Annotated in this window: 16 protein-coding genes; 7 read left to right on the top strand and 9 right to left on the bottom strand. The window is 70.2% G+C overall.

Translation table 11 applies throughout. The annotated features are described in order from the left end of the window. Positions 1-243: 243 nt before the first annotated feature. From OG538_RS06875 to zapE, 3 genes are all read right to left on the bottom strand, one after another. Positions 244-1,620 (bottom strand): alkaline phosphatase PhoX, encoded by a 1,377-nt coding sequence (locus tag OG538_RS06875; RefSeq protein ID WP_406091181.1) that lies wholly within the window; start codon positions 1,618-1,620, stop codon positions 244-246. Positions 1,621-2,239: 619 nt separating this feature from the next. Further along, on the bottom strand, positions 2,240-2,665 hold the full coding sequence (locus OG538_RS06870) for an OsmC family protein (RefSeq protein WP_073734893.1): 426 nt from the start codon (positions 2,663-2,665) through the stop codon (positions 2,240-2,242). Positions 2,666-2,749: 84 nt separating this feature from the next. Beyond that, on the bottom strand, positions 2,750-3,841 hold the full coding sequence (gene zapE, locus OG538_RS06865; RefSeq protein WP_406091179.1) for a cell division protein ZapE: 1,092 nt from the start codon (positions 3,839-3,841) through the stop codon (positions 2,750-2,752). 35 nt (positions 3,842-3,876) lie between these two features. Here zapE and OG538_RS06860 point away from each other — a divergent pair, with 35 nt between their 5' ends. From OG538_RS06860 to msrB, 4 genes are all read left to right on the top strand, one after another. Next, the gene (locus tag OG538_RS06860) at positions 3,877-4,641 is read left to right on the top strand and encodes a pyrimidine reductase family protein (protein WP_406091177.1); all 765 of its coding nucleotides are present in this window, start codon (positions 3,877-3,879) and stop codon (positions 4,639-4,641) included. A 149-nt stretch (positions 4,642-4,790) separates the two neighbouring features. Then, positions 4,791-5,243 (top strand): indole-3-glycerol phosphate synthase, encoded by a 453-nt coding sequence (locus OG538_RS06855; RefSeq protein WP_359081689.1) that lies wholly within the window; start codon positions 4,791-4,793, stop codon positions 5,241-5,243. Positions 5,244-5,283: 40 nt separating this feature from the next. Then, positions 5,284-6,678, top strand: a complete 1,395-nt coding sequence (gene murC, locus OG538_RS06850; RefSeq protein WP_406091175.1) for a UDP-N-acetylmuramate--L-alanine ligase — start codon at positions 5,284-5,286, stop codon at positions 6,676-6,678. A 10-nt stretch (positions 6,679-6,688) separates the two neighbouring features. Continuing rightward, the gene (gene msrB, locus OG538_RS06845) at positions 6,689-7,093 is read left to right on the top strand and encodes a peptide-methionine (R)-S-oxide reductase MsrB (RefSeq protein ID WP_327708280.1); all 405 of its coding nucleotides are present in this window, start codon (positions 6,689-6,691) and stop codon (positions 7,091-7,093) included. 27 nt (positions 7,094-7,120) lie between these two features. Here the strand turns inward: msrB and OG538_RS06840 are convergent, their stop codons facing one another. Further along, entirely contained in the window at positions 7,121-7,582 is a 462-nt protein-coding gene (locus OG538_RS06840; RefSeq protein ID WP_406091173.1) for a hypothetical protein, read from the bottom strand. A gap of 307 nt (positions 7,583-7,889) precedes the next feature. Beyond that, positions 7,890-10,349, bottom strand: coding sequence for a GTPase-associated protein 1-related protein (locus OG538_RS06835; RefSeq protein ID WP_406091171.1), 2,460 nt, complete (start codon positions 10,347-10,349; stop codon positions 7,890-7,892). A 342-nt stretch (positions 10,350-10,691) separates the two neighbouring features. On the opposite strand from OG538_RS06835, the gene OG538_RS06830 reads away from it, so the two are divergent. The 3 genes from OG538_RS06830 (at position 10,692) to OG538_RS06820 (ending at position 13,966) form a co-directional block, all read left to right on the top strand. Further along, positions 10,692-11,561: a LysR family transcriptional regulator gene (locus OG538_RS06830; RefSeq protein WP_406091169.1), complete on the top strand. Its 870-nt coding sequence runs from the start codon at positions 10,692-10,694 to the stop codon at positions 11,559-11,561. An 821-nt stretch (positions 11,562-12,382) separates the two neighbouring features. Further along, positions 12,383-13,507, top strand: a complete 1,125-nt coding sequence (locus OG538_RS06825; RefSeq protein ID WP_406091167.1) for a sporulation protein — start codon at positions 12,383-12,385, stop codon at positions 13,505-13,507. Positions 13,508-13,603: 96 nt separating this feature from the next. Then, entirely contained in the window at positions 13,604-13,966 is a 363-nt protein-coding gene (locus tag OG538_RS06820; protein ID WP_406091165.1) for a signal peptidase I, read from the top strand. A gap of 189 nt (positions 13,967-14,155) precedes the next feature. On the opposite strand, the gene OG538_RS06815 is transcribed toward OG538_RS06820, so the two are convergent. From OG538_RS06815 to OG538_RS06800, 4 genes are all read right to left on the bottom strand, one after another. Beyond that, on the bottom strand, positions 14,156-15,271 hold the full coding sequence (locus OG538_RS06815; RefSeq protein WP_406091164.1) for an iron-containing alcohol dehydrogenase: 1,116 nt from the start codon (positions 15,269-15,271) through the stop codon (positions 14,156-14,158). A 1-nt stretch (position 15,272) separates the two neighbouring features. Further along, entirely contained in the window at positions 15,273-16,520 is a 1,248-nt protein-coding gene (gene pgk / locus OG538_RS06810; protein WP_406091162.1) for a phosphoglycerate kinase, read from the bottom strand. Then, positions 16,517-17,596, bottom strand: a complete 1,080-nt coding sequence (gene argC, locus OG538_RS06805; protein ID WP_406100017.1) for an N-acetyl-gamma-glutamyl-phosphate reductase — start codon at positions 17,594-17,596, stop codon at positions 16,517-16,519. Before argC ends, pgk begins: the two co-directional genes overlap by 4 nt. A 69-nt stretch (positions 17,597-17,665) precedes the next feature. Next, complete coding sequence (locus OG538_RS06800) at positions 17,666-18,637, bottom strand: NAD(P)-dependent oxidoreductase (RefSeq protein WP_406091160.1); 972 nt, start codon at positions 18,635-18,637, stop codon at positions 17,666-17,668. Positions 18,638-18,740: the final 103 nt, after the last annotated feature.

The following is an 18,740-nucleotide window of genomic DNA, read 5'->3' as shown; positions in this document are numbered from 1 at the left end:
GGTGCCCGCGGCGCAAGGTGGCCGGTCCTCCGCTCGGGCCGGGCCGGGGAAGCGTCCTGCCCGCCCCGGCCCGGTCCCTCGCGGACCTCTGCGCACACCCGCTCGTCGCCGGCCGCCCACCGGGTACGCGCCCGAACTGTCCGGCCTCCCGGCCTCGGCGCGGAAGGTGAGCGGCAACGGGGCGCGCCGCCGCCGTGCCCGGCGGTGCGCGTCGACGGGTCAGCCGGTCAGCCGGTCAGCCGGTCAGCGCCACGGACCCGTCACCGCGAACGTCGTCCCCGGCGTGTAGCAGTTGACGAACATCGTCTCCTGCCCCGGTGCGAAGGTGACCCCGGCGAACTCGCCCCACTCCGGCTCTTCGGCCGTTCCGATGTTCTGCCGGCCCCGCGCCATGGCGTACACCTCGCCGCGCCGCGTCAGACCGAACACGTACTGCGCCCCGCCGCCGTCCTCGCACACCATCAGTCCGCCGTCGGAGGCCAGGGTGATGTTGTCGGGCGACTCGCCCGGCAGCTGGATGTCCGTGTCCGGGCCGAAGGCGATGACCAGCGTCAGCCGGCGCCGCTGCGGCTCGTACCGCCAGACCTGCCCGAAGTGGTCGGCGGCCGATCCCTGCGCGCTGTGCGCGAAGCTGGAGACGAAGTAGACCGAGGAGCCACCCCAGTAGCAGCCCTCCAGCTTCTGTCCGTGGGTGATGCCCTTCGGCCCGAAGTCCTGGAAGCGGATGGGTGTTTCGGCGGCCAGCGGGTCCGGTACGGGGACCCACTCGATCCCCTCGAAACTCGTTCCGGTCTCCTGGACGGCGGAGAGGTCGGGGACGCCCGGCACCCGCATGGCCTCCAGCCGGCCGCCGGCCCGCAATGAGCCCGTGCCGCCGAGGGGCTTCTCCGGAAGGAAGCGGTAGAAGAGCCCGAACGGCTTCTCGAACGCGTCCTCGGTCTCGTACACGACTCCGTTGTGCGGGTCGATCGCGATCGCCTCGTGCTGGAAGCGGCCCATCGCGGTCAGTGGCACGGCGCCGGTGCGGCGCGGGTCGGCGCCGTCCACCTCGAAGATGAAGCCGTGGTCCTTGGTGTAACCGTTGGTCCCGGCCTTGTCCTCCGTCTCCTCGCAGGTGAGCCAGGTGTCCCAAGGGGTGCGACCACCGGCGCAGTTCACCGCTGTACCGGCGATGGCGACGCGTTCGCCGAGGACGTTGTTACGGCCGTCGAGCTCCAGCGCCGTACAGCCGCCCTTGCCCATCGGGTCGTAGGTGAGCCCCTCGACGGTCGGCACGGCGAGCTTCGCGGTGACCCGGTTCTCGTGGTTGCGCACCAGTCGTACGTGCCCGCGGCGGCCGGCGAACGCCGCCATGCCGTCGCAGTTGCTGGGCACGGGCCCCTCGCCGGAGCGGAGCGGATCGCCCTCCCGGGACAGCACCCGATAGCGGAACCCCTTCGGAAGGTCGAGCAGCCCGTCGGGGTCGGGCACCAGTGGGCCGTAACCCGCGTGGCCGCGGGCGGCGGAGGTCCCCGCGAAGAGTTCGGTGAAGGCCCCCGTGAAGGCGATCGTGGCGGCGGCGGCGCCGCCGGTGGCCAGGATCTGTCGTCGTGTCGCGGGGCGTCGAGGTGCGGTTGACATGTGGCAACTTCCTGTTGGCGGACAGGTGACATGGCATTGTCAAAAACAGGCCTGCCCGTTCGAGGCCCTCGGTTAACGTTGTCACGGCCGAGTGGCCGGTCCTGCCCCGACGCTCCGGGGCAGAGCGGATCCGGGCGGCGAGCGATGGCGAGCCGGATGTCGGGCCGGTGACGCGGACGCGCTTGAGCGCGGACTTCTCCGGCGCCGTGTTCCCCTGCTGCCGTGTTCCCCGGCCCGGAGGGCTACGCGACGCCGCCGCCGGTTGCGGGCCGGAGATCGATCGGAAGCCCCGGAGCGTCGTTGCGCCGACGCACGCGGAGTGTTCGCGCTGCACGCGAGGTGAGCGATTCGGTGCTGGGCTCGGCGCAAGGCCCCACCGCAGAAGGGCTGTTGCGACTGCTTGGCATCCGGTCACCCTGAAGCGGCCCTGTCGGCCCTGTCGGCCCTGTCAGACGTGGAGGTCGGGGGAAGCCCTCGATGCCTTCAACTCGCTTCAGCCGGCACACGCTTCCGGTGATCTCTCCGTGGAGGCCGGTGCCGGCGCCCGCGCGAGTCGGGCGGACAGCGCTGTCCCCGGGCGGCGGGAGCCGGCCCGGGGACGGTGGGGTGGGGAGACGGGTCAGGCGAGCGAGGCGCTCAGCGTGATCGTCGTGCCCGTCAGTGCCTGGCTGACCGGGCAGTTCGCCTTCGCGTCCTCGGCCGCCTTGACGAAACCGGCCTCGTCGAGACCCGGCACCTCCCCCTCGACGGTGAGGTGGATACCCGTGATGCCGGTGCCGGGCTGGAAGGTGACCTCGGCCTGGGTGTTCAGCCGGGTCGGCGGGGTGCCGGCCGTGGCGAGACCGTTGGAGAGCGCCATGGAGAAGCAGCTGGAGTGGGCCGCGGCGATGAGCTCCTCCGGGCTGGTCTTGCCGTTCGCCTTCTCCGCGCGGGACGGCCAGGAGACCGGGTACTCCCCGATTCCGGAGGAGTCGAGGGTGACGACACCCTTGCCCTCGATCAGGTTGCCTTCCCAGACCGTGTGCGCCTGACGCGTGGTAGCCATGCTGGTTCCCTTCAAACGGAATACGCGGTTGTACGGGGATGGTGAGGCACTCCTTCGTACCTCACCGTTGTCACGTCCCCGAACCTACTGCGCCACCAGTCCCTTTGCGTCGCGCGCCAGCGCCGTCAGCCGGGAGATTGCCCGGAAGTACTTCTTCCGGTACCCGCCGTTCAGCATCTCCTCGCTGAACAGCCGGTCGAACGGCAGCCCGGAGGCGAGCACCGGGACCTCCCGGTCGTACAGCCGGTCCGCGAGCACCACGAGCCGCAGCGCGGTCGACTGGTCGGGCACCGGCTGCACCTCCGTGAGGCACACCGCCCGGATGCCGTCCGTCAGCGCGCCGTACCGGCTCGGATGGACGCGGGCCAGATGGTCGAGCAGCGCGGGGAAGTCGTCCAGGCTGGCGCCCTCGGTCGCGTACGCCGCCTTGGTGACCTGCTCCTCGGGGTACGGGGGCGGGGCCTCGGGCAGGCCGCGGTGGCGGTAGTCCTCGCCGTCGATGCGCAGCGGGCGGAAGTGCGAGGACAGCCCCTGGATCTCGCGCAGGAAGTCGGCCGCGGCGAACCGGCCTTCGCCGAGCTTGCCGGGCAGCGTGTTGGAGGTCGCGGCGAGCGCCACCCCCGCCTCCACCAGCCGGCTCAGCAGCGAGGAGACCAGCACGGTGTCGCCAGGGTCGTCGAGCTCGAACTCGTCGATGCACAGCAGCCTGTGCCCGCTGAGCGTCTGCACGGTCTGCTGGAAGCCCAGCGCGCCCACCAGGTTCGTCAGCTCCACGAAGGTGCCGAAGGCCTTCAGTGACGGCGCGGCGGGCGTGGCGTGCCAGAGGGAGGCGAGCAGATGGGTCTTGCCGACCCCGTAGCCGCCGTCGAGGTAGACCCCGCGCGGGCCACTCGGTGTCACTGCCTTCTTCCCGAACCACTTGCGCTTGCCCGCACCGGTCGCGTGCGCTCCGCCGAGCCCGCCCGCGAAGTCGGCGAGGACCTTGACGGCCTCTATCTGGCTCGGCTGGTCGGGGTCGGGGACGTACGTATCGAAACGCACCGAGTCGAAGCGCGGCGGCGGCACCATCTCGGCGACCAGCCGGTCGGCGGGGACATGCGGCTCAAGGGCGCACAGGGACAGCGGGGCCGTTTCGGCTATGGGGCTGGACCCCGGCACGGCGGTGGAGGAGGACACAACTCCCCAGCTTAGGCCGTGCCAGACTGCGGAACATGCGACGCCTGTTCCCTGTGACCGACCTGACAGCGGCCGACGACCGAGGCGAGTGGAGCCTGGACGCCCTTTCCGACGCCTACGCCTATCCCGACACGGACGGCCCCTGGCTGCGCGCCAACATGGTGTCGACGCTCGACGGCGCAGCCCAGCACGACGGCCGCTCGCAGCCGATCTCCTGCGAGAGCGACATGCGGATCTTCGGCACCCTGCGGGGCCTGGCCGACGTGGTGATCGCGGGCGCGGAGACGGTGCGGCTGGAGGGCTACCGCCCCGCGCGGAGCCGGGAGGCCTTCGCTGCTCGGCGGGCAGCGGCCGGGCAGGGGCCCGCGCCGGCGATCGCCGTGGTGAGCGGCAGTCTGGACCTGGACTTCTCGCTCCCGCTCTTCGTCTCGCCGCTGGTCCCCACCCTCGTCCTCACCGGTGCGGGCGCGCCGCCCGACCGGATCGAGACGGCCCGTAAGGCGGGCGCCGAGGTGGTGATCGCGGGGGAGGGCTCCCGAGTGGATCCCGCCCGCGCGGTGCGGGAGCTGGCCGGTCGCGGGCACCGCCGGCTGCTGACGGAGGGTGGCCCCCGGCTGCTCGGCCAGTTCGTGGCGGCGGGAGTGCTGGACGAGATCTGTCTGACCCTGGCGCCCATGCTTACGGCCGGGGATGCGCAACGGATCGCGGGCGGTCCGTCGGTGACCGTGCCGGAACGATTCGCCCTGGCATCGCTGCTGGAGGAGGCCGGGTTCCTCTTCTCTCGGTACCGTCGGATCTGACAATCGGCGGAATATTCCGTTCCGGTTAGCGTTCGGTGGGCAGAATGGATCTCGCAGACCCCGTGCGAGCACGGGGAAGGATGGTTTCAGCAGTGACCGGCGACGGCCACTGAAGCAGAAGGGCCCCAGTGGTGTTCACCAGCGTTTTGATGATCGAGAAGCCCCTCACTTCCGAGGACGTCGAGTTCGTCACCACCCTGCACGGGGAGGATCAGATCTCCTTCGTCGTGCTCATGCAGCCACGTGGTGACCAGGCGGATGTGCTGTTGCGGGCCATCGACGACCTGGCGATGGGCGAACTGAAGGAAGCGGCCCGGGAGAGCGAGGAGCCGGAGGGGAAGAACGCCAGACAGTCCGCCGAACTGGCGCTGGAGGTGTCCCTGGAGGCCTTGCGGCAGGCGGGCTCCGAAGCCGTCGGACAGGTGATCGAGGATCACCCCCTGGACAAGCTCACGTCCGTCGTCGACGAGGCGGAGGCCGACGAGGTCATCGTCCTGACCGCGCCGCACTACGTCGAGGAGTTCTTCCACCGCGACTGGGCCTCCCGCGCCCGGCACAAGGTCGGCGTACCGGTGCTCAAGCTCTTCGCGCACAGCGAATAGGCTGGGAGCCCCTACCCGCACCACCCTGGGAGACACGCGCATGGCACCCGGTATTCCTGCCGCCATGGAACGGCCGCACTTCATCGGCATCGGCGGCGCCGGAATGTCGGGCATCGCGAAGATCCTCACCCAGCGGGGGGCGAAGGTCGCCGGCAGCGACTCCAAGGAGTCCGCCACGGCCGAAGCGCTGCGCGCGCTGGGGGCGACCGTCCACATCGGGCACGCCGCCGGTCACCTGGCCGACGACGCCACCTGTGTGGTCGTCTCCAGCGCCATCCGCGACGACAACCCGGAACTCGTGCGCGCCGGGGAACTCTCGATCCCCGTCGTCCACCGCTCCGACGCCCTCGCGTCCCTCATGCGGGGGCTGCGGTCCATCGCCGTCGCGGGCACCCACGGCAAGACGACCACCACGTCGATGCTGGCCGTCGCCCTCACCGAGCTGGGCCTCGACCCCTCGTACGCCATCGGTGGTGACCTGGCAGGACCCGGCACCAACGCCACGCACGGCGAGGGCGCGATCTTCGTCGCCGAGGCCGACGAGAGCGACCGGAGCTTCCAGAAGTACGACCCCGAGGTCGCGATCGTCCTCAACGTGGAGCTGGACCACCACGCGAACTACGCCTCGATGGACGAGATCTACGACTCCTTCGAGACCTTCACCGGCAAGATCGTCCCCGACGGCACGCTGGTCGTCTCCGCCGACCAGTCCGGGGCCGTCGAGCTGACCCGCCGGGTGCGCGACCTGTCCGCGCTCAAGGTCGTCACCTACGGTGAGTCCGAGACCGCGGACGTACGCGTCCACAAGATCACCCCGCGCGGTCTGACCAGCGAGGTCACGGTCGTCCTGAAGGGGAAGTACCTCACCTTCACCGTCTCCGTGCCCGGCCGCCACTACGCGCTGAACGCGGTGGCCGCCCTCGCCGCGGGTGTCGCCCTCGGCATCCCCGCCCACAACCTCGCCTCGGCCCTCGGCAAGTACACCGGGGTCAAGCGCCGCCTCCAGCTCAAGGGCGAGGCGGCCGGGGTCCAGGTCATCGACAGCTACGCCCACCACCCCACCGAGATGACGGCGGACCTCGAAGCGATGCGCGGCGCCGCAACCGACGCCCGGATCCTCGTCGTCTTCCAGCCCCACCTCTTCTCCCGCACCCAGGAGCTCGGCACCGAGATGGGACAGGCCCTCGCGCTGGCCGACGCCTCCGTGGTCCTCGACATCTATCCGGCCCGCGAGGACCCGGTCCCCGGCATCACCAGCACCCTGATCATCGACGCCGCGCAGGCCGCCGGCGCCGAGGTCACCGCCGTGCACGACAAGGCGACGGTCCCCGAGGTCATCGCGGGAATGGCCAAGCCCGGCGACCTCGTTCTCACCATGGGGGCGGGCGACGTCACGGACCTCGGCCCGCAGATCCTGGACCACCTGTCGAGCTGAGGGAGCCATCGTGCCGTACGACATCGAGAAGCCGGACGAGCAGTGGCGGGAGGAACTCTCCCCCGCCGAGTACGCCGTCCTGCGCAAGGCGGGCACCGAGCCCGCCTTCGTCGGCGAGTACACCGACACCAAGACCACCGGCGTCTACTCCTGCCGCGCCTGTGACGCGGAGCTGTTCCGCTCCGACACGAAGTTCGAGTCGCACTGCGGCTGGCCGTCGTTCTTCGACCCGAAGGACACGGACGCGGTCGAGCTGATCCAGGACCGCAGCCACGGCATGGTCCGCACCGAGGTGCGCTGCGCCCGCTGCGGCTCGCACCTGGGCCACGTCTTCGAGGGTGAGGGCTATCCGACCCCGACGGACCAGCGGTACTGCATCAACTCGATCTCGCTGCGGCTGACGCCGGACGCCTGACCCGCGGTACGAGGACTGACGTGGACGTCAGTCCTCGTCCGGCGTCTCGGGCTTCAGCAGCGGATGCACGACACCGGGGAAGACGCGCGCCCGCACGACCGACTCGGCCGAACCGCCCTGGATCACCGTCTCCGCGACACCCCAGGGCCGGCCGGGCAGCTGGACGATCAGCGTGTACGAGGCGGAGCAGCCGGTGCACTCGTACCGGTCGACCCATGCCTCCACGTCCGTGGCGCTGCCCGGGTACCGCGCCACGTGCCGGTGCCGGGCGTGGCACCGGTCGCACCTCTCACCGGGCTCGCACGTGCCGCCGCACGGGCAGGGCACGTCGAGGGACTCGGCCGGGCGCCAGCGCTGCGTGAGGACGGCGTCACGCGTGGCGCCCATGTCCTTCATCGCCTTGAGATTGCGGGCGGCAACGTTGTACGACTCACCGGTCGCCGCCATCCGGTCGCGGATCACGTCCTTGCGCCCACGGTTCGTCGTCATCTGTTCCTCCTGGGGTTCACGCAGCACGCCAGGGCCTGCCGTCACACGGCCGTCGTCGCCCGAAGGGCGGCCGCGCGGCGTCCGGTCCGTGCGATCGCAAGGCGCTGAAATGGACTCGTAGCGGAGCTACCAAGGCATTTCGGCTACGCCGCGAGCGTGCGTGCCGGACGTCGCGCGGCGGACGGCAGTGTGACGGCAGGCCCTGGGCCCACGAGATCGTCTGGCCCCCACGGTACCCGGCGCACGGGACCACCGACGACACACGCGGGCGGGCCCGCGACCCGGCGCCCACCCGTCCGCCGTGCGTTCACCCCCGGCGCACCCGCCCTGCGATCCGCCGCCCGATCCGCCCCAAGGTTCCCTGGCCCCGACGGTTCCAGTCGTGGAAGGCCTCCGCCCGCCCGCTGCTCCCCGAGCGCCCCACGGCCTCCTCCACGGCAGCCACCCCGTCGGCGGAGAGCTTGCGCACGGCGGGCCGCAGTACCTCTTCCAGCAGGGCGGTGGCGGTCCGGCTCCACTCCGCTCCCGCGTGGGGGTGCGCGGTCCAGACGGCGAAGCAGTCCGCGGCGTAGGCCGGCTCGGCCTTCAGGCGGGCGCGGACAGCGGCTCCACGGGCGGCCCGTTCGTACGCGGCGACGAGATCCGGGTCGCCGCTGTGCACCATGGCGTACAGCTCGGCCTCCGGCCGGTCCGGTGCGAGCAGCCGCGTGGCGAGCGCCCCCAACGCATGGCCGAGCACCTCCGGCTCCACCGGCTCGGCGTCCTTGCGCAGCGCGCGGACCCGTTCCGACCATTCCGGCGCCGCCGTGTCCGACCGGATCTCGCGGGCGAACTCCAGCAGCAGCAGCGCCGCGCGCTCCCGGCCCGGGATCTCCTGCGGGAAGCCGCGCAGCAGGTCGTGGGCGAGGTCGGGCGCCTCCTCGTCGGTGGCAGGGGCGCCGAGCGCCGCGGCGACCAGGTGCGACCAGGTGCCGGCCGTCCGGTGGGCGTCCGATGTGGCGGCCTCCAGCAGCAGCCGGGCCTCGCCCGCCGTCATCGTGCCCTTCTCCGTGCCCTCCTCCCACACCAGCCCCACGGCCGTCCGCAGCACCAGCGGCTCCGCGAACGGCGACATCCCGGCGGCCCGCAGCACCCGCTGCACCGCGCCCACCCGGTCCGCTCCGCAGCCCGCCTTGGCCGTCGGCGCCTCGGCGCACATCCGCAGGTGCGGGAGCAACTGCGTGCCGGTGAACGGCAGCGGGACCCGCCCCAGCAGCCGTTCGACACCCGAAGGGTCCTGCGGCGCGATCCGGTCCAGCGCCCCGAGCAGGGCCGTACGGACGTCGAACTGCTCGTCCATCAGCTCCAGCAGCGCGGGCGCCCAGTCCGGCTCACCGTCCCCGGGCTCCAGCAGGGCGGGCGCGAGGCGGCGGACGACCGAGGGCAGCAGGTCCGCACAGTCCACGCCGAGCAGCCGCGCCACGCGCAGCAACTGCACCGTCCTGGCCACGTCGAGACCGACGCCCGCGCCGCTCAGCTCGGTCAGGATCTCCGGTCCCAGCACGGAGGCGACGGCCGCACCCTCAGGGCCGCTGAAGGCGGTGCGGCCCGGCAGCTCCACCGAGTCGTTGCCGCCACGGACCGCCTCCGTCACCAGCATCGCGGCCAGCGGAGCCGTCGTCGTCACGGGGGAGCGGCCGTCGAGCGCGGCGAACAGCCGCCCCGCGGCGTCGAATTCGGGGCCGGCCCGGTCGTCGACCCCGGGTGCGGTCAGCGCGTCGACGAGCTGCCGGGTGCGTTTCGCATCCAGCGCGTAGGGCCGCTCGGCGGCCCAGCCGGCAGCCGCGGCCCGCCCGCCCGTGCCCAGCGCTATGCCCGCGCACAGCGCCGTGACCGCCACCGGCCCCGCGGCGAACGGTTCGCCCGGCAGCTCGGCAGCCTCCCGGAACAGCTCCGGGGCACGGCTGCGCCAGATCCGGGCGGCCGTCTCGGCCCAGGCGTCGGCCACGGTCCCTTCGGGGCGCGGGCCGGTGCAGGTGTGCACGCGGAATCCGGGGCCCGTCAGGTCGTGCGCGTCCTGCGGCAGTGTTCCGACGATCTGCTGCGGGGCGCGCCGCGGGTGGCGCGTGTACGTGGTGAACGTCAACTGCTCGGCCGTTCCGCCGGGCAGCGCGACGCAGGCCAGCGCGATCCACCGGGCCACGTCCGCGCTCTGCCGCTCGACGAGCACGACCCGGCCGGCGCCCTCCTGTCCGTGCAGCCGGCGCAGGTCGGCCAGCACACCGGCGAGCCACGGGCCCCGGGAGACGGCGAAGTCGTTGAGCCCCTCGCGGTCCCGGGCATGACCGGTGGTGGGCAGGGCGGCGAGCGGACCGGGCAGGGTACGGTCCGGTGTCGCGGCGGCCCAGCGGGCGGCGCTGCCGGCGGTGATGGGGAGTACGCCCCCCGGCAGCCGGCTGCCGGCCGGGAGATGGACCGCATGTGCGTGGAAGCCCACGGGGGAGCCGGGCGCGGCCCGGACCGCCACGGCACGGGCCAACAGATGACTGCCGTCGGAGAGCACGCTGAAGCTGAGCGCTTCGGGCAGCGCGCGCAGCGCCGCGTCCGCGAGCCGGGGCTCCGTGCCGGTGGGTGTCTCGTACGCCAGGAGCGGTCCCGCCTCGGTGAGGACGGACGCGGGTATCGCGGCGTCAACTGCGCTGAAGCGGACCCGTATTGGTCCGGCCTCGCCGGTGCCGGGACCGTCCCCGTCGGTTGCGGAGGTGTAGTGCAACTGCGCGAGGCTCATGCGTCGGCTCTCTTCGTCCCTGCCGTGAAGGTCCCCCTGCCACCCGCACCCGCCGAGACGACCCCGGCGGGGAGTGTTCCGCAGTCGCTGGGGCGACGCTATCAAGGACCAGGGGCCCCTGAGGCCGCGAGGACGGGGCCGGGGCCGTGCGCCCGGCCCCCGACCGTGCGCCCGGGATCAGTTCGGCGTGCACACCCCCGGAGCGGCCGGCGCGGGGGCGGACCCGCAGCCGGGAATCGGAATAATTCGATGCGTCCCGCACGATGTAACCGCTGCCGGTACCGCGATGGCCGCGGTGCGGACCGCAGGCCGCGGCCCGTCGCCGGAAGGGGACGGAAGAAGATGAGCCTTCGTCAGTTCGAGTACGCCCTGGCAGTCGCCGAGGAGGGCTCGGTGACGGCTGCGGCGGAGCGGCTGCGCGTGGCTCAGCCGTCGGTGTCCCAGCAGATCCGCGGCCTGGAGCGGGACCTCGGCGTGGAGCTGTTCGCGCGGACGCCGGCCGGGCTCGTGGCCACGGCTGTCGGCCGCGCGTTCCTGCGGGAGGCGGAGGTCGCGGTGAGCGCGGCGCGGAAGGCGCGGGCGACGGCGCGGGCGGGTGCCGACGAGTTGGTGGGGGAGCTGGTGGTCGCCGCGCAGATGGGTTTCGGTACGCGGCAGTTGCCGGGCGCGCTGGCCGCGCTGCGGGGTCGCTACCCGCGCCTGGAGGTGAGCGTCTTCGAGGAGCAGAGCTCCGCGGAGCTGGAGCGGCTGTGCCGCCGGGGCGTGCTGGACCTCGCCCTCATGGCGGCGTGCGAGCGGAGCCCCGCCGACGCCCACCGTCTCGGTGACGAGGAGTTCGTCGTGGTGCTCGGTGACGGGGACCGGCGGCTTGCCGCGGACCGGGTCGACCTGCGTGCGATGGAGGGGGAGGCGTGGGTGCGGTTCGACCGCGACAGCGCGCTCGACGGTGTGCTGCTGAGCGTGTTGCGGGACAACGGCCTGACCCCGGCGACCACCGCCCGCGTGTCCCAGACCGCGACGGCCGTGCGCTGGGCCGCCCATGGGCTGGGGGCGACGCTCGTCCCGGCCTCCGCGGTGCCCCAGGGCTACGAACACCTCGTCCGCCCCGTGTCCCCGGCCGTGTCCCAGCCCGTCATTGCGGTGCTCCGGCAGGGAGCCGGCCCCGGTGAGACGGCGCTGCTCGACCTGCTGCGCCGGGAGACCTGGACCTGAGGCCCTTTCCGCTCACCGTGTTCGGGCGGGAGGACAGCGGACGGCGCGCCTGGCCCGGGGCGGCGGTGACCCGGCGGGCTCACACCGGCCGCGCTCCCGCGCCGCCACTCCGGCCTGCTCCCGGTGCGCCTCGAACAACTCCGTAACCCGTCCGGCCGCCGGCACTCGCCGACCGACTGGCAGGTGGAGGTCGACCGGCGACGATTCCGAGAAGGTGTGACCCGGCCCCGCATTTCCCAGCCAAGGGCTGTCCCGCAGTTCCGGGACAGCCCTTACTTCCGGTTGACGCGCGAAAAGATCAGATACAGAACGGCTCCGATCGGAATGTGCAGCTCCAATGTCGCCGCCGGCGAGAGAATCACTGACAGATCGAACATGTCCCGGCCTCCTCAGAGGGATTGTCGAACCACCCGTGCGGGCACCGGCGGCGCCTCGGGCTGCCCCCATGGGATCCCGGACCGCCGGAGCGCAGGAAGGCTCACAAGGGGGCCCACAACTCGGTGGAAGGGCTCAGAACACCCAACTCCCGGGTAGCTTTGGGTAAAAGAAGGAGGGGCGGCATGGCTGGGACACGGGATGGTGCAAGTCAGAGCAATCCGCGGCTCGAGGAACTTGTGACCGCATCGGGAATGAGCCGCAAGAGGTTGGCCCATCGGGTGAATGAACTGTCCGCCTCCGACGGGAAAACCAGTCAGTACACCCACACGTCCGTCGCGAACTGGTGCCGTCGTGGAATGGTCCCGAAATGGCCTACGCCGCAGCTCATCTGCCGGTCGTTGTCCGAGGCACTGGGCAGGCCGGTGACCCTTCAGGACATCGGCATGTCCGGTGCGGAAGGGGACACCGCGCGGCTGGGCCTGGAGTTCGCCCGGCGTCAGGAAGACGCGGTGACCGAAGCAGCAGCCCTTTGGAGCGCAGTGAATCGCCGTCAGTTCCTCACCAGCCAGACGTTCGCCATCGCCGCTTTCAGCACCCCGATGGCCCGCTGGCTGATCGATCCGACCGAGCCGACCCGGGCACGAACCACGGGGCCGATGGTCGGCCGGGAGCACATCGCGGAGCTCAGGAAGGCCGCCGACGGTGCGCGCCAGTGGGACTCGCGGTTCGGTGGGGCCAATCGCATGGCCAAGTCGCTCACGGAGTATCTGTACGACCGGGTGGCCCCGCTGTTGCAGGGCAGCTACTCCGAACCGGTGGGCCGTGATCTGTTCCGTGTCACCGCAGAGATGGCGCGACTGGCCGGCTTCACGGCGTTCGACGCGAGCCAGCACGACATCGCCCAGCGTCACTTCATCCAGGCGCTCAGGCTCGCCAGGGCCGGCGGCGACGCCGAACTCGGCTCGTACATCCTCAGCACCATGGCGATGCAGGCGATGACGCGTGGCTTCACGTCCGAGGCGATCGACATGGCCCAGGGCGCCTTCCAGCGCGGGCGCGGCCTGAATCCGCGAGTGGCGGGATTCGCCAAGATGATGGAGGCACGGGCACACGCCCGTGCGTCCGACGGGCGGGCGACGAGCGCGTGCATCGCCGAGGCCGAACGCCTCCAGGAACGGGCGGACGGGATGGAGAGCCCGGCGTGGATCGGCTTCTTCACCCAGCAGAGGATCGTCACCGACTCGCTGGAAGCATTCCGCGACCTGGGGAATCACCGGGCCGTCTTCGCCTGGAACGCGACGGGCCCCATGCCCTCCGACGCGTTCCTCCGATCCCGTAGCGTCCGGCTCTCCATGCTGGCCTCCGCCCATGCCCAGAACGGCGACCTGGACCAGAGCCTGCGCCTGGGCCGCGAGTCACTGGGCCTGTTCACTCGGCTGGGCAGCCTGCGCGGAATGGAGTACCTGCGCGTCTACAGCCGCTCCTTGGAGTCCTGGCCCAGGGACGCGCGGGTGGTGAGCTTCAACGCGGACGTCCGCCAGGCCGCCCGTTCGCTGGCGTCGGCCTGACCTCTGGCTGCCGCCCGTCCGGCGCCCGCGCCGCGCACCGGACACAGGGTTCGTTCCCGGGATGCCACCGGACCTCGGCTGCTACCTTCCGGAGCCATGGACGACACCATTTACGTGGGCAATGCAGGTAAAGATGCGGCACTGGACCGTGGGTGGCTGCTGGGGCATTTCAAGGATGCGTCCGACCCTCGGTACAGCGAGGAGGTCGAGATCAAGTGGGGCGTCCACCCTCAAGGCGAAGAGCGGGCGCAGTGGGTAACCGGCGAGGAACGAACAGCCCTCCTGGTGCTCATCAGTGGTCGATTCCGCGTGGAACTTCCGGAACGCAGTGTTCTGCTTGCTGAGCAAGGGGACTATGTCGTGTGGGGCCGAGGCGTCGACCACTCCTGGTGTGCCGAGGAAGAGTCCGTTGTCCTGACGGTTCGCTGGCCGTCCGTGCCTGGCTTCAGGAGCAACTGACGACGTCCCACCGTCCGTCCTGGACATGAAGCGGACCGGCGGTGAAGCGTCGGCAGGCAGGGGTCATTCGCCATCTCGACAGGTGAGGCAGGGGCCGGGCCGGAGCGCGGGCGGCGAAGTCGGCCCCGCTCAGCCGTAGATCGGACAGCGGGCGACTACGCCGAAGCCGTGGGGCGGCTGCTGACACGCTCAGAGTGAGCGAAGGTAGATTGTCTCGATCAGCGAGTTCCCCGGCTCGGGGGAAGGGTCGTTGTCGAGGTTGCCGGAAATGCGATGCACGAAGTCGTGGATATCTCGCGACACGTAGCCGTGATCTCCCAGCCTCTGCGTCAGCCCGATGTCCTGAAGCAGGGACTGGACAGCGTGACGAAGGCTGGTTTCGCCGAGAAGGCGTGCGACTGCTGTGGCCTCGTCGCCGGCCACCTGCTCGACGGAGTCAAGCCAAGCCGGATACAGCATGGCCAGGCCGGAGCCATGGGAAGGGCCGACGCGCTCGGTGGTTCCCATCGCCTGCTGCATTCTGTGCGGGAGACAGGTGCTGGCTGTGGCCACATTGATGCCACCCAGCAGAGCACCGAACGCCATTGCGTCCCGGACCTCCGTACTGCGGTCGCCGGCGGACAAGCGGCGCAGGGCCGGAGCCAGGAGCTCGATGGCCCGCTCGGAGAGCGCCTTGTTCACTTCGCCGGAACGGCGTGACAAGAAGCCCTCAACGGCGTGGGCCATGGCGTCGAATCCTGAGTCAAGAGCAGCGCGGTGGGGAAGCGTGTCGGTCAGGGACGGGTCGATGAGCGCGGCTTTCGGGAAGAGATCGTCGCCCCGTATGCCTGACTTGAAGTCCCGCACCACGTCCGTGATGATCGCCCCCTTGGTGACCTCTGCACCGCTTCCGGCCGTGGTCGGGACCGCGATCACCGGCAAGGAGTCGGGGGAGGGTGACAGCGTACGCCCGACGAGTCCGGCGACCGACTCGTGTCCGATTCCGACCGCCACGGCCTTCGCGGCGTCGAGCGCACTGCCCCCACCCAGCCCGACCACCACATGAGTGCCGGAGCGCCTGGCCTGCTGAACGGCCGCATCCACCTCGTCGGACCGAGGATTCGAGGAGATCCAGTCGCATGTATCAGCTTTGACACCCGCGGCGGACAGGATCGTTCGGACACGTGCCAGCACACCCGACGCCCGCATGGCGGAACGACCACAAACGATCAAAGCGTGATCTCCCCAGGCATGGGCGAGCGCTCCCAACTCCTCGATGCGGCCGCGGCCGAAGATGATCCGGGTCGGTACGTGGAAGTCGAACATGTCAGGTCTCCGTCCAAGGCGCGGCGGCGTTCTCGCGCAGGGCGCGAAGGACGGGGAGGTCGGCCTCGCCCAGATAGCACAGAGCCGAGCCGCCGCCGGTCGAGGTGGGTCCGGCGAAGGGAAGTTCGGAAACGGTGTCCCCGCCCAGGAGGATCGCCTTGACCCGCGGAGCGGAGGCCCAGTCCAGCAACTGCGTCGAGGCATGTCCGAACCCTTGGAGAAACAGACTTGGAGTTCCGGCTATCACGGCACGGCATCCGATGCCGGCGAACTCGCGCATGACGTCCTGCAGCCAGCCCTCCAGGAAGAAATCCACGATGGCGAACCCGGATGGAACGCCCTCGGCAATGCGGATCTCTCGCGGGTCCGCGAAGGAGTCCCCTGACCTGCGGGCAATGATCACTCGACTGGGCACGTGCGTACGAGCTGTGGCCGAGCCCAGGATCTTGAGGCTCGCCTCCGTGCAGCGCTCGGGCTCTTCGCCGAGTTCGGATTCGCCCACGTGGTGGCCCTGCGCCCGGAGCACATGATTCAAGACCGCTCCAGCCGGCACCACGACGTCGTACGTCTGGGAGAGGCTGCGCAGTCCGACGAGGGTCTTCTCGGGTTTGACACCACCCAGCACCGCAAGAGAAGGGACGGCCCGATCGGCGCCGGACCAGGGGGAGAGCCGTTCAAGCTCCACCAGCAGGCTGTGCGCGGCCCAACCGGGAAGGCACTTCAGCAGTCCGGTATTGGAGGCGTGCTCGCGGTGGGCCTTGGAGAAGCCGCCCACTGCGACGGCATCTCCCAGACGGGCGAACAGTGCGGCGAGGGCCGGGTCGTTGCTCTCCTCGCCGGGATGGTGCCGCGTGTTCCCGAAGAGCGCCACGCCGCCAGGAGCCAGTGCACGAGAGCGGTCCACTGCCGATTCCGTGGTGTTCTCGGGGACGTAGAGCACCTCCCTGCCGAGACGCCCGCCCAGATAGGTGGCGACGTCACCCAGGTGCTGCGCCGAACCGTCCTTGTGACGCCCTTGGTGAGAGAGCACCGATACTCGCGCTCCCGCGTTGGCGAGACGGGCGATGTCGGCCACCTCGGCGTCTATGCGACTGAGGTCACGCATGCCTGACGCCACGTTGAAGCCGGCCGAGAAGATCCAGCGTTCACCGCGGACGATGCACCGGTCGAGGAGCGAGCGGGTTGCGTCCTGCGCCGCCGAGCAGGCGGGACTTTCGAAACATGCCTTAGTCGGAGGAGGCAAAGTCACAACCCGTATGTCCGCAGGGCGGTTGTCTCGTGCAACCCGAACATGACGTTCATGTTCTGGATGGCAGAACCTGCAGCCCCTTTGACCAGGTTGTCGGTGACGGACAAGAGCTTGATGATGCCCCGCTGTGCGTCGTAGTCGGCACCGATGTGGCAATGGTTCGAGCCAATGACACCGGCCATACTGGGATAGACCTCGTACTCCTTGGAGTGGGTCCTTCCTGTCTTGGGGAGCGTGTTCACCCGCACGAAGAACTCCTTCTCGCTTCCCTGGCCGTAGAAGTCGGTGAGGAGCGCCAGGATCCGCTCGCGCGTCATGAATTCTCGAACCGTGGGATGCACGGCCAGGCCGGCCTGCAGGAAGATGCCACGGGCGAAATTTCCGTGGGCGGTGTTGAGGTCCACGGTGAGGGGGCGGCCCGCTTCGGCAGCGAGGTGGGTTTCCAGTTCCGGGCCGTGCCGATGGCCCTCCATGCTGTAGGGCAGCATGGAGTTGAGCACCTCAGCGTGCATGATGGACCGCTTCGGTTCATTACCGGCCCCGGTGGTGCCGTTGACGGCACTGATGTGGACGGGGGCATCAAGATCGGCCCATGCGGCCCGCAACAGCGGTGTCAGTGCCAGGATCGCGGTGATGACGTAACACCCCGGATTGGCGACGAGCCGGGCTTTGGCGATGTTCCCCCGGTTCAGTTCGGTGAGGCCGTAGACCGCTTCGGGCAGTAGTTCGGGAGCGGTGTGTTCGGAGCCGTAGACCCGCAAGTAGGCTTCGGAGTCGGAGAAGCGGAAATCGGCGCTGACATCGATCACGCGGATTCCACGCTCAAGAAACCAGGTGGCGTTGCGCATCGCTTCGCCCGAGGGCGTACAGAAGAAGACAACGTCGAGATCATTTTCCTGGCGCTTGAGCTCGTCGAAGCCGAGGAACTCCAGACCACTTCCCATGAGATTGCTGTGGACACGGTCGAATGATTCGTTGCCGCGTGCCGTCGGCGAGATCTGAGTGACGTGAGGATGGTTGAGGAGCAGCCGACACAGCTCACCGCCGGTGTAGCCGGTGGCGCCAACGACGCCCACGCTCAAGCTGTCGTTCCTGAGTGGCATGGACCTGCCTTCCCCATAATGAAGCGACGCTGTCCAAAACGGTCAGACGATGCGGGTGGGAGCGTCCTGACAGGTGAGACCCAAAGCCAGACCGTCGAGGAGCATCGCCCCGATGCGGGTTTGGGAATCGACTGACATGGCTCCGATGTGAGGCGTGAGCACGACGTTGTCCAGCTCGGACAGTCGGCTCGGTTCACGCTCGGTGGCGAGGACATCGATGGCGGCGCCGGCGATGTGCCCTCGGGTGAGGGCGTCGTAGAGGTCGTTCTCATTGACGACTCCTCCGCGGGAGACGTTCACGAGGTAGGCGCCGGGCTTCATCGTGGCCAGCTCTGCCGCGGTGATGAGGTGGTGAGTGCGGTCGTTGAGGGGGCATGTCAGGGCCACAACGTCGGCGTTGCGGAGCACTTCGCCGATGCTCATGAGAGTGATACCCGTGCGCGCGAACTCGGCTTTGCGCTCCGGAGTGGGGCGATCCACCGAGCCCACCGCTTTCATGCCGACACCGCACGCCAACGCAGCCAGGCGGGCCCCGATGCTGCCCAGCCCGACGACACCCATCGTCCTGCCGGCCAGTTCGATCCCCGCCAGCTCGGACTTCCTCCATATGTTGCTACGGACCTGCCGGTCAGCAAGGGCGATGTGGCGCGTCACCGCGTAGGTGAGTCCGAGTGCCAGTTCCGCCACTGAACCCGAGGACACGCCGGGGATGTTGAAGACCTGGATGCCCGCACGCCTGGCCGCCGTGAGATCGATGTTGTCGGTTCCGTTGCCCGCTCGGGCGATCACCTTGAGCTGCCGGGCGCCGTTGATGACATGGGCCGACAGCTCCACGCCGCTGCGCAACACGATCGCCTCCATGCCTGGCATGAGGTCGACCAGCTCGGCTTCGGACGGCTGCATGCGGACGGTGACGTCGTATCTCGCGCGGAGCTGCTCCAGCGCTCGAGGAGCAAGGGGGTCGACGACCAAGACCTTGTGACGAACGGGCCAAGAGGGCGCATCTGCGTTCACGGGTTTCTCCCCAGTCGGTCTGGATGCCCACGACGGGCTGTCCGTCGCAGGCTCGAAGGGGGCACGAGAACAGCCCGGGCGGGCGTGTCCCGGAGCGGATTTC

It is taken from the genome of Streptomyces sp. NBC_01013 (genome assembly GCF_045162765.1).
Lineage (GTDB): Bacteria > Actinomycetota > Actinomycetes > Streptomycetales > Streptomycetaceae > Streptomyces.
This window is presented reverse-complemented; position numbering and strand designations above follow the sequence as displayed.